This is a genomic window from Aquimarina litoralis, from assembly GCF_039523995.1.
In the GTDB taxonomy this organism is placed as follows: domain Bacteria; phylum Bacteroidota; class Bacteroidia; order Flavobacteriales; family Flavobacteriaceae; genus Aquimarina; species Aquimarina litoralis.
In genome coordinates, this window is sequence record NZ_BAAAGE010000001.1 from 498,198 (window position 1) to 522,524 (window position 24,327).

A 24,327-nucleotide genomic window follows, 5' to 3' on the forward strand; every position below is an offset into this window, starting at 1 on the left:
TGGCGCAAAGATAAAAATATGGATTATATAGCCCTATGAATACTGTAGAAATTAGTGTCTCTACTTACTGAAAAAATTAATCTTCTAATTTAGTTAATAGCTCTTTTGCCTTTTCTTTGTAAACACCATCAAAATCAACAATCTTTTTTAATAAGATAGAAGCCTTTTTAGCATCTTTTAATTTTAAATAAGTTAAGGCCTGATACCAACTGGCGTTTTCTGAATATTTACTATTGTCCCCTATCTGCTGAAACTGCTCCAAAGCCGATTGTTCTTTTCCTAAATTAAGATAGCTATTACCCAGATACAATCTAAATTGCTCTGTTAGACGAAAAGAAGTATTACCAGAAAGTATAGAAACAACTTTTTGATAATCCCCTTCGGCATAATTTTTCATAATAACATCCTTTTCTAACTGACTACTTCCTCTAATAACATCTTCTACTGGATATAACTCGTAGTACGCTGTATACAAATCAGAAAAATCATCTGAAGTATTGAGCGTATTCCATAATAAACTACCTACTCCAAAAACAATAATTATTGAAGCTGCTATCTTCCAGAAAACAGCATAAGATGTAGTGTTTTCTTCCGAATTTTCTTCTTTGATTTCGGTCCGAATTTTATGTATTTTTTCTTTAAACAAAAGAGTATCGGTATCACTTAACACACGTTGCAGTTCGCGATGTTTTTCTACTTCGAGTTCTAGATCAGAATCCATAGAGATTTCCTTTTCAAAAGAAATCACCTCTTGAACAGGTAACTCTTTTGACAAATAAAGCTCTATTTTTTCAAATAATTCCTGAGTTCTTTCCATCACATTAATCTTTTACAGAAGTTATTTTTAATTCCTGAAACATTGGATCTTTCTCTAGTTTTTCTAACAATGCTTTTTTACATTCAAATTTTTTCTTCCTGGTGTATCCATCTGAGTATCCTGTTATAACAGCAATTTCTTTCATATTATTGCCATCAAAAACAAGATTTAATATCTCTTTACAAGAGTCGCTTAGCGCAAGAAAATATTTCCTATACAAATGCTCACGCTCTTTAAACTCAATCTCCTCACTTATAGTCGTCTCTACCCCTTCATTTTCTTCCAACATCTCATTATCAACAATCATTTTTCTTTTCTTTCTTAGTCGGCTCCTCCACATATTCTTACAAATCGCGTAGAGATAGGTTCTAAGAGTAACGTTAGAATGAATATCCAAACTTCCAGCTTTTAGTTTTTCATAAATAACGATTAAAGCATCCTGAAAAATATCTTCAGCATCTTCTTCGTCTCCAGAATTTTTAAGAATAAAACCTTTTATATAATTAAAGTTTTTTTTGTAAAAAATCTTAATAGCCTTGGCATCACCAGCACGAATCCCTTCTAAAATTTTACGATCATTATTAATACTCATAGGTTAATGTCCTAAAACAGTAAATTGTTACCCTTTTTTAATCTTTAATCAATTTGTAAAAATAACATTTTTATTCTCTATGTTATTAATAAATGTATTTTGTAATCTATTTTTGGTTTTATTATAATTTTACATAAACTTGAAACCGGGAAACTCAATTAAAAATACTACACCTAAATTATTGTAAGTAATAATAGATTTCAGAAAAACAAACAATCTAAATTAGGCTGTGTAATTTGTCATCCATGGAACGACTAAAAAAAAAAATCATATTAAAAATTTCATTTATTGTTATTTTTCTTCCATTATGTCAAATCTTCTCACAGTCACCTCAAGATACTATCCTTGCTGCTCAATACTTACAAAAAGCTAAATCTTTATTGAAACAAAAAAAGCTGGAGCGTTCTATTGAGTATTATAAAAAAGCAATGGATGTTGAGTCCAAAATCTATGGTCAAAATCATGAAAAAATCATTATCCATTACAACAGAATAGGCCTCATATACAAGAACTTAGGCGAGCATGAAATTGCTCTAGACTATTTCAAAACCTTTGCGAAATTATCCATTCAGAAATACGGATGGCGCCACTATTATACCGGAACAGGTTTTTTACATATCGGTGTCACCTACAAAAACTTATTTCAATATGATCTAGCATTAGAAAACTATAAGAAATCTCTTCTTGTATTTCAATATTCTGGGAAAAAGGATATGATCGCATTCACTTATGACAATATAGGTGATGTTTTTATAAAAAATGGAGAAAATAAAAAAGCAATTGAATATTATAATAAAAGTATCAATATTGGAACCAAATTATTTGGAGAAAATTATATTGAAAACGGCAAAAGCTACCAAAATATAGGTAATCTCTATAAAGACCTGAAGCTATATGAAAAATCATTGACTAACTACCTAGAAAGCTTAAGAATACATATTCATGCTTATGGTGAAAATAATTTTGATGTTGCTCAACTGTATGCAGATATCGGAGATATTTATGATTTTCGAAAAGAGTATGAAATTTCCTCATCGTATTATCAAAAAGCTCTTAAAGCGTATATGGCTATTTTAGATGAGAATGACCCGAAAATTGTAAATTTAAATCTAAGAATTGCAAATATTTATATCAGAAAAAAGCAATATAATGAGGCCTTACAATATTATGAAAAAGGTTTAGCTTCATTTCAGAACACCTATGGAAATGAACATATATTAACTTCTGATTTTTATTACAATATTGCAAAAGTGTATAATGAGAAAAAAGATTTTGCTAAAGCCCTATCTTATTACGAAAAAGCGCTTAACTCAAATAAAAAAATAAAATACACAAATAATAAACAAGATACTTTTGATCCTAGCAAGTACTATGACTTAAAGTTACTTTTAGCGGTTTTGCAAGGAAAAGCTACAACTCTTCAATTAAAATATGAGGAATATGAAGAAATTGGAGATCTATGCGAAAGCCTAGAAATATATGAAAAAGCAGATCTACTTATTAATTATATCAGAAAATCCTATCAAGATTATCAGGAAAAAATTTCGTTTTCCGAAAATGCTAGGTCCGTTTATACCAATGCCATCAAAGCCGAATTCCAATATTATCAAGAAATACAAACAAAACAAACCTTAAGAAAGATAATCTACTACATCGAAAAAAGTAAAGCAAACATACTTAAAGATTTGATAAATGAATCAAAAACTAAAAAATTCGCTGGACTATCTAGTGAAATATTAAAATTGGAAAAGAACCAGCGTATCAATCGCGCGTTTTATCAATCTAGAATAATTGCTGAAACCTCTAAACAATCTAAAAATAATTCCAAAGTTCAGGAATATGAAAATAAATTATATCAACTTAGTTTAACAGAAGATTCTCTGGATATTATATTAAAAAACGACTACCCCAAATACCATAAACTAAAATATCAGAACTCAGTCATTATGGTCGATCAAATTCAGGAGATGTTAAAACCAACAACAACTCTTTTAGAATTTTTTATTGCTAAGGATATTGTCTATACATTCATCATCACTAAAAATAACATCACCGTAAAGAAACTACCTGCATCCAACTTGAAAGAAAAAATCTCTCAATTTAGAATGACAATTACGGATAGAAATACCCGAACTTATAAAAAAATAGCGCGAACACTATATAAAGATTTAATATCACCTATAGAAAACGATCTACTTGGAAAAGAATTAATTATTGTACCTGATGGTGTGTTATGGCATCTCAATTTTGATTTGTTGCTTAGCAAGGATGATATTTCTAACAACCCTAAAGAGCTATCATATTTTTTAAAAAACTATATTATCTCATATGCTAATTCGGCGAATTTATTATTTTCTAATAAGAATCGAAGCATATTCAGCTTTGCACAAACTCAAGAAGAATGCTTGGCTTTTTCTTTTTCTAATCTAATTGATAATCAATCATTAAATACTATAAGTTTATCAGATCTTATGATGTATGAAAAAGATTTACCTGGTACACGTAAAGAAATTAGAGCTATAGCAAGTATCATAGATGGGAACTACTTTTATGGATCCGAAGCTATAGAGAAAAATTTTAAAAAAAATGCAGGAAAATATAGTATCCTACACCTAGCATTACATGGTGAAGTAGATAATGAACGCCCAGAAAATTCAAAATTGTTCTTTACTCAAGAGAATGATTCCAAAGAGGATAATTTACTCTACAGCCATGAACTATTCGCATTGGATATTCCAGCAGAACTCACCGTTCTTAGTGCATGTAATACAGGTACTGGAAAAATTGCAAAAGGAGAAGGAATCATGAGCTTAGGTACTGCATTTCAGTACGCAGGAGCCAAAAGTTTATTACTTAGTAGCTGGGATGTATCCGATCAAACGACTCCTGATTTAATGACCTACTTTTATACCAACTTGAAAAACGGGTTGAATAAGTCTGAAGCACTTCAACAAGCTAAATTAGAATATCTTAGAAATGCCAATATCAACCGAATTCATCCTTTTTACTGGGGAGGTTTTTATCTTCTAGGAGATTCTGATCCAGTACAATTTGGCAATAAATATTATTGGTACTGGATAATTACAGGGCTTATTATAGTAATATCTTCTCTATGTTGGTTTTGGATTAGAAGAAAGAAAAAAAATAAGAATAGTCGATCAAAATATTTATAGCTAATTGTTTACATTAGTACTACAGAACAACAACAATGATTTTAGTTACCGGAGCAACAGGGTTGGTAGGCACTCATTTACTGATTAAGTTATTAAAAGAAAAACATCAGGTAAGAGCCTTGTATAGAACAACAATTAAAAAAGATTATGCTAAAAGTGTATATCTAAAATGCTGTGCACCGGAAGATCAAGAAGCTTTTGACAATATCGAATGGATTCAAAGTAATCTTAACGACATTCCACAATTAACTACAGCATTCAAAGATGTTACCCATGTTTATCATTGTGCAGCCATGATTTCCTTTGACCCTTCGCATTTTAAAAAGTTAAGAAAAACAAATATCGAAGGCACCGCGAATATTGTTAACTTATGTTTACTAAACAATGTTCAAAAGCTTTGTTATGTAAGTTCTATTGCTACAATAAGTGAAAATGTACTACAAAACCCTATAAATGAAACTTCTGAATGGAACCCCGAAATTTCCGACTCAGTATATGCCATCACTAAATATGGCGCAGAGATGGAGGTATGGAGAGGCACTCAAGAAGGTTTAGATGCCGTTATTGTAAACCCAGGCATTATCATTGGCTCTGGTTTTTTCAATTCGGGAAGCGGTTTTTTATTTAAAAAAATACAAAAAGGAATGCCATATTATACCAATGGCACAACAGGGTACGTAGCCGTCGAAGATGTGACAGAAATTATGTATCGTCTTTTAAATAGTTCAATTAAAAATCAACGATATATTCTTGTCGCCGAAAACCTAAGCTTCAAAAATGCTTTTACTCTAATTGCGAAAGCTTTGCAAAAATCAGCTCCTAAAAAGAAGGTTTCTCCGATTACTATGAAAATAGCTTTTTATATTCAGGAGTTTAGTCATTTCTTTTTTAGAACCAAAAAAATTCTATTTAAGTCATCTATAAAAAGTGCTTTTACAAATTCATTCTATGAAAATGACAAAATCAAAAAAGAATTATCTTACAACTTTATTCCTATAGAAAAAGCAATAATAACTACTGCTTCTTTTTTCTTGAAAGAGAAGAAGATTTAACTCTTTTTTTAACTGCATTTTCCATCTCTGCATCCATCAATTCTTCTTTTACTAATTCCAATTCATCTAAACTAGATGGTAAAATCTTTTCTTTGTTAAGACCATTTTTTACCTTTTCTAAAGAATCTTTTATTCGTTTTATAGAGTCTTCTTCTTTCTTAAGTTTCTCAAACTTAATTTTTGAAACTTCTATATTCTTTTTTACCTTATTAAATATTTTTTCATACCCATCAAGCTGACTGATATACCATCTATTATTTTCTACGAATACCAAGCTATCTATACCATGTTTTTCTAATATGTATAATTCAGGATTTATTTTTTCGATATCAAAAACCTTCTTATAACTTCCTTTAGCAGCTTTCACAAAGGCTATATCCGTAAGTATCTCAATCATCTTTTCTTCCTCGATAAAGTTTTCGGGTTTATCAATCTTATCGAGATTTTGACAAGAAAATGCAATTAACATCAGTAACAAAATACTATAGACAACACTATTTTTCACACATTTTTAATTTTAATGATCATTTAGAACAAACTATAACACCTAATAAACTTTTAGTTAAAGCGCTAACAGGCATTACATCAATACTTGGCATTGATGGCACTTTTTTAACGATCAAAAGTTAATCTTTGCGCATTTTTAACATCATAGAACTTAAAGTTCTTATATACCAAACTTCCATTAATGAAAGTATGTGTAATTCTAGACTTAAACGTAGTACCTTCAAACGGAGACCACCCACATTTATAAGCAATATTATCCGAGTTTACAGTCCAAGGCGCATTCAGATCTACCAAGACAGCATCTGCACAATATCCTTCTTTAATATAACCTCTTTTTGATACTTGAAAAAGAATCGCCGGATTATGACACATTTTTTCGGCGATTTTTTCTAATGAAATTTTACCTCTGTGATAAAACTCTAACATCGCTGGCAAGGCGTGTTGCACCAAAGGACCTCCAGAAGGAGCCTTCGTGTATACGTTATCCTTCTCTTCTTTTGTATGAGGCGCATGATCCGTAGCAATTACATCTAATTTATCTGCCAATAATGCTTCGAATAATGCATCCCTATCTTTTGCTGTTTTCACTGCAGGATTCCATTTAATAAGAGTTCCTTTTTGCTTATAATCCTCATCCGAAAACCAAAGATGATGTATACAAACTTCTGCAGTTATTTTTTTATCCTTTAAAGGAATTTTATTAGTAAAAAGTTCCAATTCTTTTGCTGTAGAAAGATGAAATACATGTAATCTAGCTCCAGTTTTTTTAGCTAATGCTACAGCACTAGAAGAAGATAAGTAACAAGCTTCTTCACTTCTTATTACCGGATGCATTTCGATAGGAATGTCATCCCCATATTGTTCTTTATACTTCGTTGTATTATTCCTAATCGTCTCTTCATCCTCACAATGAACCGAAATTACTAAATCCGTCGATGAAAAAATCTTTTCCAACACTTCTGGATTATCCACTAACATATTTCCTGTAGAAGACCCAAGAAATAATTTAAGCCCTGCTACTTTAGATGGATCTAACTTTATTATTTCTTCTAGGTTATCATTGGTTCCTCCAAACATAAAAGAGTAATTCGCATAACTAGTTTTAGCTGCGATATCAAACTTTTCTTCTAGTTTTTCTACGGTAGTCGTCTGAGGATTTGTATTAGGCATTTCTATAAAAGAAGTTATCCCTCCTGCAACAGCAGCTTTAGATTCAGTTTCTATAGTTGCTTTGTGTGTTAATCCTGGCTCTCTAAAATGAACCTGATCATCGATTACACCTGGAAATAGGTATTTCCCTTCTGCATCAAAAACCTGAACATCTGGAGATTTTGCACTTATCTGCGGTGCAATCTCCTTGAAAAACCCATTTTCTATATATACGTCTCCATTGAAAATTTTTCCTTCATTAACAATGTTCGCGTTTTTAATCAATACACTATTCATAATTATATATCATAACTATTAAACAAACTCTTTAATTTCATTCTTAACACTCCAAAAATAGCTTCAGAAATGATTCCTTTACTCATTTTAGAAGTTCCACGTGTCCTATCTGTAAAAATCACAGGCACTTCTTTTATTTTAAACTTCAGGAGATAAGCCTTAAACTTCATTTCTATCTGAAAAGCATACCCGACAAATTTAATTTTATCAAGATTTATTTTTTCTAAAACCTCTCTTTTATAACAAACAAAACCTGCAGTTGTATCATGGATATTCATTCCAGTTATAAGCCGAACATATTTTGAAGCTAACCAAGAGAGCAATACTCTACTCATTGGCCAATTGACTACATTAACTCCAGTAACGTATCTTGATCCTATTGCTACCTGAGAAGATCCTTTGGTACAGGCATTATAAAGTCTTATTAAATCATTGGGGTTATGAGAAAAATCCGCATCCATTTCAAAAATATATTCATACGAATTTTCCAAAGCCCATTTAAAGCCAGTAATGTAAGCTGTTCCTAAACCAAGTTTACCTTCTCTTTCTAGCAAAAATAAATGTTCTCCATATATTTCTTGCAGCTCTTTAACTTTTGCTGCGGTTCCATCAGGAGAATTATCATCTACAATTAGTATATCGAAATCACGCTGTAATGCAAGCACATTTTTAATAATACGCTCTACATTTTCAATTTCATTATAGGTAGGTATAATTACTAAGGCGTCTACCATCTTGGTATTTTCAGGCAAATATAACTAAATAATCACTAGATTATTTGCTCTTTTTTTAAGCAAAAACATAGTCTAGTAATATAACTACCCGAAGAAATTAGTGTTGCATCTTTATTTACTTTATTTTCATTTTCTTATGTAGTAACTATGATTTAATTTTGGAGCATCAATTATGGAAGTTATTACAAGAGAAATTATAGCAAGCGACTGGATTACCATTATATTTCTAGTATGTTTTATATTATTAGCTACTGCAAAACTCATGAACTCAGTATTGTTTCATGAATTTACAATGCTTTTTAACACGAATAAATATGTGGTATTAAATCATAAGGGAAATAAACTCTCTAATGCATTTAATGCAATACTCATATTGGTGCAAATACTGTCTGTATCTTTATTTGCATATCTATGCATTGAAACTTTTCAATGGAAAGTGAACGAATTAAATATGTTATTCTATTTTAAGATCACGTTACTATATTTATTCGTATTCCTTTGCAAAATTTTAATCGAAAAAATTGTTTCTATTGTTTTTTCTATAGAATCCTTAATAGACGATTATTTATTCTATAAAATATCATATCGTAATTTTTTAGGCGTAATTTTATTACCTCTTAATTTATTATTCATTTATACTACAAAACCCTCAAAAATTGTTCTTATTATTATCTTAGTATCGTTAACTCTACTAAACTTAATCACCCTCTTTTCTGCTTATAAGCGAAATGAAAACATTATTTTAAAGAACTTGTTTTATTTTATTTTGTATCTTTGCACACTTGAAATCGCACCCTATTTTATGCTTTACAAGCTAATGATATAATTTAGGAATACGTTACTAATAAAGATTATATATGAAAGTGAAAACGATTTTGGTGTCTCAGCCGGAGCCTAAAGTAGAGAATTCGCCTTATTTCGAGCTTGAAGAAAAGGAAAAGGTAAAAATTGACTTTATACCGTTTATTCACGTTGAGGGAGTAGATGCGAAAGAAGTGAGACAACAAAAGGTAGATTTATCTCAATACACAGCAATTATACTTACCAGTAGAAATTCTGTTGACCACTTTTTTAGAATCGCAGAGGAAATGCGTTTTAAAGTACCTGATACACTGAAGTATTTCTGCCAGAGTGAAGCTGTGGCGTATTATCTTCAGAAATATGTAGTTTATAGAAAGAGAAAGATCTATGTAGGGAAACGTACATTCCAAGAACTAACACCTTTGATCAAAAAATACAAAAACGAAAAGTTCTTACTACCTTCTTCTGACAAACTAAAACCATTAATTCCAGATACTTTAGATTCATTAAAAGTAGATTGGAAACAGGCTATCTTTTACAGAACAGTAGTGAGTGATCTTTCGGATTTACGTGATGTATTTTATGATATTTTAGTATTCTTTAGCCCTTCTGGAATTAAGTCATTATTTGAAAACTTCCCAGATTTTAAGCAAAACAATACACGTATAGCAGTTTTTGGTAATTCTACCGTAAAAGCAGCCGAAGAACATGATTTAGTAGTAAATATTCAAGCTCCTACACCTGAAACTCCATCGATGACCATGGCGCTTCAGAAGTACATCAAAGAAGCTAATAAAAAATAAGACATTTTTTTATTTCGATATAAAACTAAAAAGCCTGAAATTTAAATTTCAGGCTTTTTAATATCTATTAACTTAATTTATTTAGAAAGCATATCGCTGTGGTCCTCCTCTACGAATTTCTTCATTCGCATAAGACTCAAACTTTTTAAAATTCTCTCTAAATGCATTTGTTAGTTTAAATGCTGTCTTGTAATAAGCTTCATCATCATTCCATGTTGCTCTAGGACTAAGCACACTTGTAGGAACTCCAGGACATTCTCTCGGTTGTGCTACACCAAACACCGAATGAATATGATAGTTATCATAAGAATACAAGCCTAAATCTCCGTTCAGGACTGCCTGAATCATTGCTCGCGTATATTTCAGTTTTATTCTGGTACCTACACCATAAGGACCACCTGTCCATCCAGTGTTCACTAACCAAACATTTACTCCAGTATCTTTCATTTTATCGATAAGCATTTCTGCATATTTTGCTGGATGTAAAGGCATAAATGGAGCGCCAAAACAAGCAGAGAATGACGGAGTAGGTTCTACAACTCCCGCCTCTGTACCGGCAACTTTTGCTGTATACCCTGAAATAAAGTGGTATGCCGCTTGACTAGGTGTTAACTTAGAAATAGGAGGAATTACTCCAAACGCATCTGCCGTTAAAAAGAAAATGTTTTTTGGGTTTTTTCCGATGGACGAATCCTGAATATTTTCAATATGATGGATTGGGTAACTTACTCTTGTATTTTGTGTGATTGAAGTATCTGCATAATCTACTTCTCCGTTATCATCGATGATGACGTTTTCTAAAATAGCACCTTTTTTAATAGCACCATATATTTCTGGTTCTTTCTCAGCAGACAGATCAATCACTTTTGCATAACACCCTCCTTCAAAATTAAAAATAGTATTTTCTTTTGTCCATCCATGCTCATCATCACCTATAAGCTTTCTATCGGGATCTGTAGATAAGGTTGTTTTTCCAGTACCTGATAATCCAAAAAATATGGCTGTATCTCCTTTTTCACCAACATTAGCAGAGCAATGCATTGGCAAGGTATTTTTATATACTGGCAAGATAAAATTCAAAGCAGAGAAAATTCCCTTTTTAATTTCACCTGTATAGCCTGTTCCTCCTATAAGTGCAATTTTTCTAGTAAAATTTAGAATAGCAAAATTATGCTGACGTGTTCCATCTACAGCAGCATCTGCCATAAAACCAGGAGCATTAATTACCGTCCACTCAGGATCAAAATCTTTTAACTCCTCTTCCGTTGGCCTTAAAAACATATTATAAGCAAACATATTTGACCAAGGATATTCATTAATTACCCTAATATTTAATTTGTAATCAGGGTCTGCACACGCATAACTATCTCTAACAAATATTTCTTTCCCAGAAAGATAAGCGGTCACTTTATCATATAAAGCATCAAATGCATCTGGCTCAAAAGGAATGTTAATATCACCCCACCAAATCTTTTCTTCGGTAATTTGGTCTTTTACAATAAAACGATCCATTGGAGAGCGACCTGTAAACTCACCTGTATTCACAGCAAGTGTACCTGATTTTGTAATTCTTCCTTGTTTTTTTTGTACCGTTTCTTCCTGAAGTTCATCTGGAGATAATTGGTAACGTATTGTCGCATTTTCAATACCGTAATGCTTTAACGAAATCGTTTTCGTAATTGGATACAGTGGTTCCATAAAAATATGTTGTGTTTGTTATGTGTGGCAAAATTATAAATAAAAAGTACACCAACCGTTAAAAAAATCACTTAATCTTACTGAGGTAAATTATAAAGAAAATCCATCCCAAAATTAAAACAGAACCTCCTAAAGGCGTAATAAAACCAATACTTGAAAGAGAAACTCCAAGCACTTCATCTAATACTAATAAATAAATCGATCCCGAAAAAAGAATAATTCCTATCAGGAATAAATAAAAAACACGTCTTTTATGATGCTGTTGTAGCATATTCATATTTCCTAAGATAAGACAACCAATTGCATGATACATTTGATACCGAACCCCAGTTTGAAAAGAATTGATATTCTTGGCATCCGCTAATTTTTCCAATCCATGTGCTCCAAATGCACCTAACAAAACAGCTAATAAAGCTAACATAGCACCAGTAATCAAAATTGTTTTATTCATTCTTTTTTTTGCTACAATTGATCATTTTTCTGTTTAAAAAATGATTTTTAGACATATTTTAGAGAAAAACATAACGAATACTACAAAATCAAGATCTTACTTTTTGATGTATTCATTACTTTCGTATCAAAGTTATCAAAATAATCATTAGTTATGAGAAAGATATTGGTCATTGGTGCAGGTAAATCAACTGCTGTTTTAATCAAGTATTTTCAGGACAAATCTTCTTCTGAAAATTTACATATCACTATCGGGGATATCTCCCTAACTAATGCCAAAGAACTTGCTTCAAATCACCCTAATACCAATGCAATTACTTTAGATGTTTTTGATCAAAAATCGAGAGAAGAAGCCATAAAATCATCCGATATTGTAGTATCTATGCTTCCTGCTAGATTTCATATAGAAGTTGCCAAAGACTGTCTTCGATTTGAAAAATCAATGGTTACAGCTTCTTATGTAAGTGATGACATGAAAGCATTAGATCAGGAAGCAACTAATAAAGGCCTTGTTTTCATGAACGAGATTGGTGTAGATCCAGGTATCGATCACATGAGTGCAATGCAAGTGATCGACAGAATTAGAAATCAGGGCGGAAAAATAATACTATTCGAATCTTTCACCGGTGGTCTTATAGCCCCAGAAAGTGATACCAATCTTTGGAATTACAAATTTACCTGGAATCCAAGAAATGTAGTTGTTGCCGGACAAGGAGGAACTGCTGAATTTCTGCAAGAAGGAACTTATAAATACATTCCATATCACAAACTATTTAGAAGAACTGAGTTTTTGGAAGTAGAAGAATATGGACGATTTGAAGCCTATGCCAATCGAAATTCTCTAAAATATCAAAGTATTTATGGTTTAGATGATATTTTAACCCTATATAGAGGAACTATTAGAAGAGTTGGTTTCTCTAAAGCATGGAATATTTTTGTACAGTTAGGTATGACAGCTGATGATTATACATTAGAAAACTCCGAACATATGAGTTATCGTGATTTCACGAACTCTTTCCTTGCATATTCTCCTACCGATTCTGTGGAATTAAAACTGCGTCATTATCTAAAAATTGATCAGGACGATATCATATGGGATAAATTAATAGAGTTAGATATTTTCAATACCAATAAAAAAGTTGGAATTCCCAATGCTACACCAGCGCAAATTCTGCAAAAAATATTAATGGATAAATGGACATTGGATCATGGAGATAAGGATATGATCGTTATGTATCATAAATTTGGTTATGAAATAAATGGCGAACGTAAACAAATAGATGCCACAATGGTAAGTATCGGAGAAGATCAAAAGTATACCGCTATGGCAAAAACCGTTGGGCTTCCTGTTGCAATAGCTACATTAAAAATCCTAAATAAAGAAATCACAACTCCAGGAGTTCAAATACCAATTCAGGAAGAAGTATACACACCAATTCTTAAAGAACTAGAAGAATACGGAATTATATTCAAAGAAATTGATCGAGAATACCTAGGTTACAATCCTGATGGTGTAAAAGGATAATCCCTACAAGAGTTTCAATTTCATACCTAATGTCTTATTTTTGGTTAAGATTTGAAACTTCTTTTTATGAAAGAACAATACGGCAACTTAAAAATTGATGGTATAGACAAAGAGATTCTTCGCAATCTTATGGAAGATGCACGAAGACCCATCCTAGAAATCGCAAGAAAGATTGGCATTTCGGGAGCTGCTATTCATCAGAGACTAAGAAAACTAGAAGCATCAGGACTTATTACTGGATCAAAATTTATCATTGACCCAAAGATACTTGGATATAAAACCATGGCATTTGTCGGTGTTTATCTAGATAAAGCTGTAAGCAACCCTAAAGCTGTAAAGCAACTTAAAGACATCCCAGAAGTAATAGAATGCCATTACACCACTGGGAATTGGTCTATTTTTATTAAAATTCTTTGTAAAGACAATGAACATTTAATGAATGTCCTTAATAAAGAAATTCAGGCAATCGAAGGTGTTTCACGAACAGAAACTTTCATTTCTCTAGATCAACAAATTAGTCGACAAATAAAGATCTAATTAAGCAGATGAAAATTAGCAATAAAAACTTCATCCTTGGTCTAATCGGAATTCATCTTTTATTTTTCGTTACTAAGATTTGGATTGGAGATTATTTTATTCTTGATTCTTATGAATACTATAAGCTATCAGAAAATATTCTACATGAATTTGAATTTTATTGCGGGGACCTAAATAGCAACATCGATTTACGTAACTTCAATCGCAGACCTCCTCTTTATTCAATATTTATTCTAGCAAGCTCTTTATTTTTAAAATTTAACATTGGAATCTTACTGTTTCAAAATGTACTATCAGTAATTTCTTTAATATTAATCAGAAAAATATTTGAAGAATATTCTTTTAACGTAAATACTGCATTGTATTTTTTATTTATAGGCACTTCTTTAAACCAGTTTATTTACAGCAATTTAATCATGAGCGAAATATTTTTTCAGTTCATGATCATTATTTTATTTTACAGCTTACATCGGCTTATTCAAAATCCATCCTGGAAAAAACTTATTACTTTTCAACTATTTATTGCTCTTGTATTTTTAACTAAACCCGTTTTTTATCTATTCATTATTCCTAATATAGTACTTACCTACTTAATCTATAAGAAAACTAAAATAAGATGGGGATTTCTGAGTTCGATCATACCAATTTCAATTTTTGTTTTGTACAGTTTCTGGAATTATACAAGAACAGGTAGTACTGATTTCTCCAGCATGCAGAATTTCAACTTACTAGAATGGAATGTGAAATATTTTCACCAAAACAAATATGGAGCTCAAAAAGCTATAGCTATTAATGATTCTATACTCTCTAAATCTGAGAAAATAAAAAGCTATCCCGAACGTCAAAATTATATAAAAAACACTTCTATTGAATATCTAAAAAAGGATTTAATAGGCTACGGTATTTTTCATTTAAAAGGATGTTTTAGAATTTTTATAGATCCTGGTAGATTTGATATCGCTAACTTTTTTAAGATTGAATCAGAAAACCCTGAACTTGGAATTTTGTACCACATAAATAATGGAGGATTAAAAGGTGCTTTTAATTTTTTACGATCTCAAAACATCTTCTTGTTCATTGTATTTTTTATAATCCTGTTTTTTAATCTAGTTAAAGTGGTCGGTTTTATTTGGTTCTGGATTAAAAATTATAAGGAAGTAAATCTTACGATACTTACTATTATATTTATAGTACTATATATTGTTATTTTGACTGGACCTTTGGGAGCATCTCGATTTTTTGTTCCTATACTGCCTGCCTATCTTGTGTTTGCAGTATTAGGTTGTAATGATATAGTTTTAAAACTAACGAAAAATGAGCATGGAATTATTATTGGACAGTAAAAAGGTGTAAATACAGCTTATCCTAATCCAAATGCTTTTTTGTTTTATTGAATCAAAACATCTTTAACCTCTCCATCTTCCTGATATTGGGTATCTGTATTAATTTTCCACAAATCAACATCAGCATTGTTTACAATATTCTCAGCAGCAAGAATGCCCATTAAAATAGAATGATCTTGATTATTATATTTAAATGCTCCATATCTACCAATTGGAGTTAATTTATTGATCCCCATCAAATAATTTTCAATAATGTCTAAGTGAGATCTATATCCAATTTCATACACAGGATAGCATTTTGGAACTCTTACAATCTTCGTGTTTTCTACGACTTCGGTTTCTTTAATTAATTTTAAAGCCTTCAGTTCTTTGATTGCTAAATCACCAAGATATTGATCCGTTTCTTTCCAAATAGGGTCCGAATCAAAAGCCCAAAATTCTAAACATAAAATCGTAGTCTCCTTTCCTCTATTCAAACTTGGACACCAATTCCTAAAATTGGTGATTCTTCCATGTTTCACTTCTGGAGAATGCACATAAATCCAATTATCTTCAAACAAATCTTTCCTATCGATTTCTAGATATACCAGAATAGTATTTCGAAAATATAATCTGTTCACTGACTTCAAAACTTCTTCAGGAACATCATTCATACCTTGCAATAGATAGGTAAGAGGCATAGAAGATATCACATGATCTGCTGAATACTGTGTTCCATCCTTAGTAATTACTCCTGTACACACACCATCTTCAATAACGATGTTTTGAATTGGAGTATTTTTATGAATAATTCCTCCTTTTTCTATTACATATTCAGCCGCGCGTTCATACAACGTTCCTGTTCCATTTTTGGGATAAGAGAACTCATCAACCAACGTTTTATGTTTATTCCCTCGATTTCCCTTAAAAGCGCTCCAAACAGCTTCAAAAAGTGACAATCCTTTGATTCGTTGTGCTGCCCAATCTGCATCTATTTTAGAGCAGGGGATACCCCAAAGCTTTTCAGTATAATATTTAAAAAAAATGGTATAGAGCTTTTTTCCAAAACGGTTTGTTACCCATTTTTCAAAAGTATCTGGATTCTTTATAGGAAAAACCCGTTGTTTTGCATAATAATAAAGAATGCCAGTTATAGTTACAAGACTAAGATTACCCAACACATTAAAAATTTTCAGTGGGTAATCAAAAAAGTTCTTGTTATAAAAGATTCTTGTTAACCGCTGTACTTGAGTAAAATCTTCCTTAATTAATTCATCAAAAAAAACATTAATTCTATGGTCTTTGGAAAAAAATCTATGAGGTCCTAGATCTACTCGTTGATCCCAAAGATCAAAGCTCCTGGACATCCCTCCAACAAAAGGAGAAGCTTCGAAAACCTCAACCTTCACATTATTCTTCATCAATTGGTAGGCCGCTGCTAAACCAGCTGGTCCAGCTCCAATAACAATCACCTTTTTATTCGACATTATTAGTCTATCAAAATTAAAGGCAAAAGATACACATATTTGATCTTTGAATAAGGAAAACTACGAGTTTTCGCAATTACTAATCTCTTCTTCCTAAAAACATCGAAATAAAATAAAGTAACGTAGCTAATGATCCTAAAGCCGCTACTAAATACGTTCTCGCTGCCCATTTTAACGCATCTTTGGCTCCATCATATTCTTCGCTGGTAACCATATTAGCATCTTCTAGCCAAGCAAGCGCTCGATTACTGGCATCATACTCTACAGGTAACGTAATAAACGTAAATAAAGTAGTAACAGCGAACAATATAATACCAAGTAGAAAGACAAGATTTCCGAATACACTACCTCCTACAGACAATGCTAGACCCACCATAATTACAATGTTAGAGAACTTACTAGCTATTCCAACTGCAGGAACAATTTTAGACCTCATCGTTAACCAGCTATACGCTGTGGCATGTTGGACTGCATGACCAACCTCATGAGCTGCTACCGCTGCAGCGGCCGCATTTCGTTGATTATACACTCCCTCACTAAGGTTTACAGTTTTATTTCTAGGGTTATAATGATCCGTTAGCATTCCAGGTGTAGATATAACTTGTACGTCTCTGATTCCATTATCATCTAACATTTTTTGGGCAATCTCTGCTCCACTCATTCCATTACGCAATTGCACCCTTGAATAATGTTTGAACTTACTTTTTAATTTATTGCTTACATAGGAGCTTACCAAAAAGATAACACCCGCTATGACATAATATCCCATCATAATTAAATACTTTTAAGATTAAAGTTACGATAATAAAAGCAAAAACCTCGCCATAAAGACGAGGTCTTCAGTTAAATAAACTTGAGTTAGCCAATAAGTCGAGTTTAACTTAAATAGTTATTTACATCTTCCAAAGGAAGATTAAATGCTTCTGAAATAGCAGGATACACCACATCCCCATTAATTACATTCAATCCTTTTTTAAGTGGTTCGTTATCTGCACAAGCGGCTTTCCAACCTTTATTTGCCAATTGAATTGCATATGACAAAGTTACATTGGTTAATGCCAAAGTAGATGTATATGGTACTGCACCAGGCATATTTGCTACAGAATAATGTACTACATCATCAATAATATAAACAGGATCCTGATGTGTAGTAGGTTTTGTAGTTTCAAAACAACCACCTTGATCTACCGCAACATCCACCAATACAGTACCCGTACGCATATCTTTAAGCATATCGCGCGTGATCAGTTTTGGTGCTTTTGCTCCTGGAATTAATACACCCCCAATAATCAAATCAGAAGTTTTTATATGTTTACGAATAGTATATTCGTTCGAGAATTCAGTATTTACATTAGCAGGCATTACATCATCTAAATAACGTAATCTTTTCATACTAATATCAAGAATAGTAACATCAGCACCCATTCCTGCTGCCATTTTAGCAGCTTGCGTTCCTACAACACCACCTCCTAAGATTAAAACTTTGGCAGGAGCAACTCCTGGAACACCACCCAAAAGAATTCCTCTTCCTTTCAATGGTTTCTCTAGATACTTAGCACCTTGCTGTATCGACATTCTACCAGCTACTTCACTCATCGGAGTCAGTAAAGGTAAACTACGATCTGGATCTTCTACTGTTTCATAAGAAATACAAACAGATCCACTTTCGATCATTGCCTTAGTCAAAGGTTCGCTAGAAGCAAAGTGAAAATATGTGAATAATAATTGATCCTTTTTAATCAATTTATATTCTGGTTCAATAGGTTCCTTAACCTTAATAATCATTTCAGCAGTAGCGTATACCTCTTCGATTGTAGGTAATATTTTAGCTCCAGCTTCTATATATTCTTCATCACTAAAACCACTCTGAAGACCAGCATTTTGCTGAATGAAAACAGTGTGACCATTTTTAACGAGCGCCATTGTTCCTGCAGGTGTTACACCTACTCTGTTCTCGTTATTTTTGATTTCCTTAGGAACACCAATTATCATATTCTTAATTTTGGGTCGAAAATAGATGTTTTCTTGAAATAAAACAATAAAATACCTTTAAAAAATATCTTATCCGTAATTTAGGAAAACATATTGAAAGTTGTTAAAAAACAACAGAGTCGTTAATTTTATTTAGTTTTTATAACGAAATTTAAAATAAAGTAGAAAAATTCCTGATACTGCAGTAATAGCATTTGCCAAAATTACAGGAAAGCTATCAATCAAAAAACCGTAAACCAACCAACAAAGAACACCACTTTCAAAAACCAATAACATCGTCATCGATAAACTTTCTGCAGATTTTGTTTTCCAGGTCTTGTATACTTGAGGCAAAAAAGCCACTGTAGTTAATACAGCGGCTATTAATCCTAATATTTCTATGGAATCGATCATATCTGTTGATAAAAAACCGTAAGCCTATCATAGTCACACTGAGCTTGTCGAAGTGTTATAATACCAAAAAAAGTCTTTGACAGGCTCAGACTGACATAAATTTCTTTCTAAAAATTACCCTACTATATTCACAATTTTACCGGGCACAACGATCACTTTTTTCGGTTCTCGTCCTGCAAGTTGTTGTTGTGTCTTTTCGTGAGCCATTACTGCTGCTTCAATATCATCTTTACTCATATCTAATGGAAGTTCCATAGTAAAACGCATTTTTCCGTTAAAAGATATCGGATATTGTTTTGAGCTTTCCACCAAATGTTTCTCTTCAAATATTGGAAATGCTGCTGTAGCAATGGAATCATTATGCCCTAGTTTACTCCATAATTCTTCTGCAATATGTGGTGCATATGGAGACACTAATATTAATAATGGTTCTAAAATAGCTCTAGCATCACATTTTTGAGCAGTTAATTCATTCACTGCAATCATAAACGTACTTACCGAAGTATTAAAAGAGAAATTCTCTATATCTTCTTCTACTTTTTTGATCGTTTTATGCAATGTCTTTAAGTTGTCCTTAGAAGGTTCCGCATCAGTTACTCCAAACTCTTCTCCATTATGGTATAGTTTCCAAAGCTTCTTCAAAAATCCATGCACTCCTGTAATACCAGCAGTATTCCAAGGCTTTGCTTGCTCTAAAGGACCCAAGAACATTTCATATAGACGTAAACTATCGGCTCCATACTGCTCACAAACTCCATCTGGGTTTACAACATTAAACCATCTTTTAGACATTTTTTCGACCTCACGCCCAACAATATATTTTCCATCTTCTAGTTCAAATTCAGCATCTTCAAATTGTGGTTGCCAATTTCTTAAATCGTTTGGATCCAACTCATCTGAAGCATTAATCATATTTACATCTACCCGAAGTTCTTCAATCTGATTCTTATACTGATCCTTAAGTCCTTTAGAAACATATTTATTCGTACCACTTATCCTATACACAATAGCACTTGTTCCCAAAATCATTCCCTGGTTGATTAGCTTTTTAGCAAATTCATCTACAGGAACGATTTCACGGTCAAATAAGAACTTCTGCCAAAAACGCGCATATAATAAATGTCCTGTGGCATGTTCGCTTCCTCCTATATATAGATCTACCTCTTTCCAATAGTTGATCGCTTCTTTAGAAAACACTACCTCATCATTATTCGGATCCATATACCTATTAAAGTAATACGAACTTCCAGCCCAACCAGGCATTGTATTTAACTCTAATGGAAAAACGCTAGTGTTATCTATTTTTTCATTACTAACCACTTTATTGGTTTCTGTACACCAAGCCCAAACATCAGCCCGACCTAAAGGTGGTTCTCCAGTTTCAGTTGGCAAATATTTTTCTACTTCTGGCAACTCAATAGGCAGATGTTGCAGATCTATTATCTGCGGCATTCCATCTACATAATATACTGGAAAGGGTTCTCCCCAATATCGCTGACGGCTAAATACCGCATCACGTAATCGGTAATTAATTTTACCTTTTCCTTGACCGATTTTCTCTAATTCGTAAATCGCTCTTTTCATTGCCTTCTTATAATTCAGACCATCTAAAAAATCTGAATTCGCAATGATTGTTTTTTCTTTATCTGCAAAAGCTTCTTCGCTGATGTCCACTCCATCAAAAATGTTAGGAATCTCAATCCCAAAATGTTTTGCAAAGTCATAATCACGTTGATCTCCACAAGGAACCGCCATCACTGCTCCAGTACCATAACCTGCTAATACATAATCTCCAATCCAAATCGGCACAGGTTCTTTGGTAAAAGGATGTTCTGCATAAGCTCCTGTAAACACTCCACTAATGGTTTTTACATCTGCCATTCGATCGCGTTCACTTCGTTTTGCTGTAGCTTCAATATATGCTTCGATCTCTGCTTTTTGTTCTGGAGTAGTAATTTTAGCTACCAATTCATGTTCTGGTGCCAACGTCATAAAACTTACTCCGAAAATAGTATCAGGTCGGGTCGTAAATACTTCTATTACCTCATCATGATCTTTTACATTAAAGGTAACTCTTGCTCCTTGCGAGCGACCAATCCAATTGGTTTGTGCATCTTTTAATGGTTGTGGCCAATCTATAGTTGCTAATCCATCCAATAAACGCTGTGCGTATGCCGAAATTCGCATACTCCATTGTGTCATTTTTTTACGAATCACCGGATGACCACCACGTTCAGAGACTCCATTTACAATTTCGTCATTTGCCAAAACAGTACCTAGTTTTGGACACCAATTCACTTCGGTTTCTGCTAAATATGTCAATCTATATTTTAGAAGGACTTCTTGTTTTTCTACGGACGAAAAATCATTCCACTCCTCAGCAGTGAAAATAACCACATCTTCATCACAAACAGCATTTACATTTGTATTTCCTTCTTTAGAAAAAACTTCTTCCAGTTCATTTATAGCTCTTGCTTTATCAGCATCATTATCATACCAGGAATCAAAAAGTTGGATAAAAATCCACTGCGTCCATTTATAGAATTTTGGATCACTAGTTTTCACCTCTCTACTCCAATCAAAAGAGAACCCTATTTTATCTAACTGCTCTCTGTAACGGGCAATATTCTCTTTGGTGGTAATTGCAGGATGCTGTCCAGTCTGAATGGCGTATTGTTCAGCCGGCAAACCAAAAGAGTCATATCCTTGAGGATGTAATACATTAAAACCTTTATGACGTTTATATCGTGCATAAATATCACTGGCAATATATCCTAATGGATGCCCAACGTGTAATCCCGCTCCAGAAGGATAAGGAAACATATCCAATACATAATATTTTGGTTTATCGCTATTATTTTCAGCTTTGAATGTTCCATTCTCTGCCCAATAAGCCTGCCATTTGGCTTCAATCGTATTAAAGTCGTAACTCATGATCTGAAATTAAGACCGCAAATTTACGATTTTATGCGAGTTTCCTATAGTTTTTTAGGTTAGTTTTTAGCGCTTCTTGCTTTTGCTTCCATCGGTTGTAAGCAACTATAAATAAACGTATTTGTAGGTGTATCAATACCATGTTTTTTTCCTTCTTTTACAATAAAACCATTAAAATTATCCAACTCCGACGGTCTACCTTTCATTATATCTCTTTGAGTAGATGCAGTAGCATCATACGGTTGGTTTTTGATAAAATTCATGATACCTTCTACAATAGTTGTAGGCATCGCTACTTCTTTTGCAATAGCAACCTGATAAATTTCGGAAGCTGTAGCTCTCAATACACTATTAAGCTCTGGATGGTCATACATTTCTCCAATGGTAGCTCTGGTTAATGCTCCCAATCCACTTACTGTAGCGATAAACATAAATTTACTCCAAATATCTACCTGAATATCTTCTGAGATTTTATTTTTAAAACCTGCCTTATCAAATACTTCTTTTATACGGAGTAGTCGATCTGATTTACTCTTATCTAATTCTCCAAAAATAATCTCTGGTGGGTGTCCAAAATGTGAAATTACTCCTGGTGATTCGATCTTACTGTAGATTTTGCATAAGCCTCCTAGTACATATTTATTATCAATCACAGAAATGATCTTTTCTGCATTATCAGCTCCATTTTGTAATGGAATCACCATAGTTGTATCTTTAAGTAGTGGTCTTATAAGTTCTGCTGCTGTTTGAACTTGCCATGATTTTGTACAAATCAATATTAAATCGGCTTTATCAATTTGATGTATATCATCTGTTACCAAAAAAGGTGCTGTAACAAAATCTCCTTCAATACTCTTTACTTGTAATCCATTCTGAAGTATAGCTTCGAGATGTGCTCCTCTGGCCAGCATAGATACTTTCTGACCCGAAAAAGCAATCTTGCCTCCAAAATACCCTCCTACTCCTCCAATACCAATAACTACTGTATGCATACGATATCCTATCTTAAAAATAACAATGTTTGTAAGTTTACGTTATTTGATAAAGAAACTAAAATTAGGGAAAAGATTATTATAAATCGACCTTAATTATTAGCGCAACTAATTCTGAAATGAGATGTATTTAGCATCAAAAGTCTCATTAACTTTATTATTTTTACCTGCAAAACAAATCTTTATGAGCTCATCCTTTGAAAAATATCAGAAACGCAGACTTATATCTTCTTATTTCTCTGTGGTGATTAGTATTTCTCTGGTACTTTTTTTATTGGGATTATTAGGTCTTTTGGTGTTGAATACCAAAAAGGTAGCCGATCATTTTAAAGAAAAGATAGCGCTGACTATCTACTTAAAAGACACTGCCAAAGAGGTAGAAATTAAACAAATGGAAAAAAGTCTAGCTTTGGCAGAATATACAAAGTCAACTACCTACATTTCTAAAGATGAAGCGGCAGAAGAGCATAGTAAAGATATTGGAGAAAACTTTATGGATTTTCTAGGATATAATCCTTTACAAAATTCTATCGATGTATTTCTTAAAGCCGATTTTGTAGATCAAGTAAAAATTGATGAAATAACCACAAGCATTACTAAGAAAGATTTTGTAGACGAAGTAATCTATGACAAACCTTTAATCTCACTACTAAATGACAATATCAAAAAAATAAGTTTTTGGGTATTGCTTATTAGTGGGATTTTCACATTTATTGCGGTGTTACTTATCAATAGTTCCATACGATTATCTGTATACTCAAAACGTTTTATTATTAAAACAATGCAAATGGTAGGTGCTACCAAAAAATTCATCCGTAGACCTTTTGTTTGGAAAAGCATTCGTCTAGGTATGATCGGAGCAATTGTTGCATTAATAGGGGTAGGAGTTGTATTATATTATTTGGATCAGGCTTTTCCTGAACTAGGTTTATTGAATGACAAAATCTTACTCATTGGTTTATTTGGAGGAGTTTTTGGAATAGGTGTTTTCATCACATGGCTTAGTACTTTCTTCGCTACTCAGCGTTTTCTGAATCTTAGAACAGATGAATTATACTATTAATTATCTGAA

21 protein-coding genes are annotated in these 24,327 nt (G+C 32.6%); 8 read left to right on the forward strand and 13 right to left on the reverse strand.

What is annotated here, in order from left to right; all coding sequences use genetic code 11:
* Positions 1–76: 76 nt before the first annotated feature.
* Positions 77–817 carry a tetratricopeptide repeat protein gene (locus ABD077_RS01790; protein WP_343909914.1) on the reverse strand — a complete coding sequence of 247 codons (741 nt, stop codon included), beginning with the start codon at positions 815–817 and terminating at the stop codon, positions 77–79.
* A gap of 4 nt (positions 818–821) precedes the next feature.
* The gene (locus ABD077_RS01795) at positions 822–1,409 is read right to left on the reverse strand and encodes an RNA polymerase sigma factor (protein ID WP_343909916.1); all 588 of its coding nucleotides are present in this window, start codon (positions 1,407–1,409) and stop codon (positions 822–824) included.
* Positions 1,410–1,654: 245 nt separating this feature from the next.
* Here ABD077_RS01795 and ABD077_RS01800 point away from each other — a divergent pair, with 245 nt between their 5' ends.
* Positions 1,655–4,582: a CHAT domain-containing protein gene (locus tag ABD077_RS01800; protein ID WP_343909918.1), complete on the forward strand. Its 2,928-nt coding sequence runs from the start codon at positions 1,655–1,657 to the stop codon at positions 4,580–4,582.
* Positions 4,583–4,617: 35 nt separating this feature from the next.
* Positions 4,618–5,634, forward strand: a complete 1,017-nt coding sequence (locus ABD077_RS01805) for an NAD-dependent epimerase/dehydratase family protein (RefSeq protein WP_343909920.1) — start codon at positions 4,618–4,620, stop codon at positions 5,632–5,634.
* Here the strand turns inward: ABD077_RS01805 and ABD077_RS01810 are convergent.
* The 3 genes from ABD077_RS01810 to ABD077_RS01820 all read right to left on the reverse strand — a co-directional run bounded on the left by ABD077_RS01810 (position 5,597) and on the right by ABD077_RS01820 (position 8,321).
* On the reverse strand, positions 5,597–6,139 hold the full coding sequence (locus ABD077_RS01810; protein WP_343909922.1) for a DUF4296 domain-containing protein: 543 nt from the start codon (positions 6,137–6,139) through the stop codon (positions 5,597–5,599). The two genes, ABD077_RS01805 and ABD077_RS01810, sit on opposite strands and share 38 nt — an antisense overlap.
* Before the next feature lie 107 nt (positions 6,140–6,246).
* Positions 6,247–7,587, reverse strand: a complete 1,341-nt coding sequence (locus ABD077_RS01815; RefSeq protein WP_343909924.1) for a dihydroorotase — start codon at positions 7,585–7,587, stop codon at positions 6,247–6,249.
* A gap of 2 nt (positions 7,588–7,589) precedes the next feature.
* Positions 7,590–8,321, reverse strand: coding sequence for a polyprenol monophosphomannose synthase (locus tag ABD077_RS01820; RefSeq protein WP_343909926.1), 732 nt, complete (start codon positions 8,319–8,321; stop codon positions 7,590–7,592).
* 172 nt (positions 8,322–8,493) lie between these two features.
* Here ABD077_RS01820 and ABD077_RS25210 point away from each other — a divergent pair, with 172 nt between their 5' ends.
* Positions 8,494–9,147: a DUF4271 domain-containing protein gene (locus ABD077_RS25210; protein ID WP_425545851.1), complete on the forward strand. Its 654-nt coding sequence runs from the start codon at positions 8,494–8,496 to the stop codon at positions 9,145–9,147.
* A gap of 31 nt (positions 9,148–9,178) precedes the next feature.
* Positions 9,179–9,925: a uroporphyrinogen-III synthase gene (locus ABD077_RS01825; RefSeq protein ID WP_343909928.1), complete on the forward strand. Its 747-nt coding sequence runs from the start codon at positions 9,179–9,181 to the stop codon at positions 9,923–9,925.
* An 81-nt stretch (positions 9,926–10,006) separates the two neighbouring features.
* Here the strand turns inward: ABD077_RS01825 and pckA are convergent, their stop codons facing one another.
* Both pckA and ABD077_RS01835 read right to left on the reverse strand, forming a co-directional pair.
* Positions 10,007–11,623, reverse strand: coding sequence for a phosphoenolpyruvate carboxykinase (ATP) (gene pckA / locus ABD077_RS01830; RefSeq protein ID WP_343909930.1), 1,617 nt, complete (start codon positions 11,621–11,623; stop codon positions 10,007–10,009).
* 67 nt (positions 11,624–11,690) lie between these two features.
* A complete protein-coding gene (locus tag ABD077_RS01835) occupies positions 11,691–12,074 on the reverse strand; it encodes a DUF423 domain-containing protein (RefSeq protein ID WP_343909932.1) in 384 nt (127 codons plus the stop codon).
* A 153-nt stretch (positions 12,075–12,227) separates the two neighbouring features.
* Between ABD077_RS01835 and ABD077_RS01840 the strand changes: the two genes are divergently transcribed.
* The 3 genes from ABD077_RS01840 (at position 12,228) to ABD077_RS01850 (ending at position 15,478) form a co-directional block, all read left to right on the forward strand.
* Positions 12,228–13,598, forward strand: a complete 1,371-nt coding sequence (locus tag ABD077_RS01840) for a saccharopine dehydrogenase family protein (protein ID WP_343909934.1) — start codon at positions 12,228–12,230, stop codon at positions 13,596–13,598.
* 66 nt (positions 13,599–13,664) lie between these two features.
* The gene (locus ABD077_RS01845) at positions 13,665–14,135 is read left to right on the forward strand and encodes an Lrp/AsnC ligand binding domain-containing protein (RefSeq protein ID WP_343909936.1); all 471 of its coding nucleotides are present in this window, start codon (positions 13,665–13,667) and stop codon (positions 14,133–14,135) included.
* 8 nt (positions 14,136–14,143) lie between these two features.
* Complete coding sequence (locus tag ABD077_RS01850) at positions 14,144–15,478, forward strand: ArnT family glycosyltransferase (protein WP_343909938.1); 1,335 nt, start codon at positions 14,144–14,146, stop codon at positions 15,476–15,478.
* A 44-nt stretch (positions 15,479–15,522) separates the two neighbouring features.
* Here ABD077_RS01850 and ABD077_RS01855 read toward each other — a convergent pair whose 3' ends face one another.
* From ABD077_RS01855 to ABD077_RS01880, 6 genes are all read right to left on the reverse strand, one after another.
* Positions 15,523–16,944: an FAD-dependent oxidoreductase gene (locus ABD077_RS01855; protein ID WP_343909940.1), complete on the reverse strand. Its 1,422-nt coding sequence runs from the start codon at positions 16,942–16,944 to the stop codon at positions 15,523–15,525.
* Positions 16,945–17,023: 79 nt separating this feature from the next.
* A complete protein-coding gene (locus ABD077_RS01860) occupies positions 17,024–17,716 on the reverse strand; it encodes a zinc metallopeptidase (RefSeq protein WP_343909942.1) in 693 nt (230 codons plus the stop codon).
* A 104-nt stretch (positions 17,717–17,820) separates the two neighbouring features.
* Complete coding sequence (ald, locus tag ABD077_RS01865; protein WP_343909944.1) at positions 17,821–18,936, reverse strand: alanine dehydrogenase; 1,116 nt, start codon at positions 18,934–18,936, stop codon at positions 17,821–17,823.
* 132 nt (positions 18,937–19,068) lie between these two features.
* Positions 19,069–19,329, reverse strand: coding sequence for a SemiSWEET family sugar transporter (locus ABD077_RS01870; RefSeq protein ID WP_299897811.1), 261 nt, complete (start codon positions 19,327–19,329; stop codon positions 19,069–19,071).
* Positions 19,330–19,443: 114 nt separating this feature from the next.
* On the reverse strand, positions 19,444–22,263 hold the full coding sequence (gene leuS, locus ABD077_RS01875; RefSeq protein ID WP_343909948.1) for a leucine--tRNA ligase: 2,820 nt from the start codon (positions 22,261–22,263) through the stop codon (positions 19,444–19,446).
* Between the two features lie 59 nt (positions 22,264–22,322).
* Complete coding sequence (locus ABD077_RS01880; protein ID WP_343909950.1) at positions 22,323–23,255, reverse strand: ketopantoate reductase family protein; 933 nt, start codon at positions 23,253–23,255, stop codon at positions 22,323–22,325.
* A gap of 184 nt (positions 23,256–23,439) precedes the next feature.
* Here ABD077_RS01880 and ABD077_RS01885 point away from each other — a divergent pair, with 184 nt between their 5' ends.
* Complete coding sequence (locus ABD077_RS01885; RefSeq protein WP_299605071.1) at positions 23,440–24,318, forward strand: cell division protein FtsX; 879 nt, start codon at positions 23,440–23,442, stop codon at positions 24,316–24,318.
* Positions 24,319–24,327: the final 9 nt, after the last annotated feature.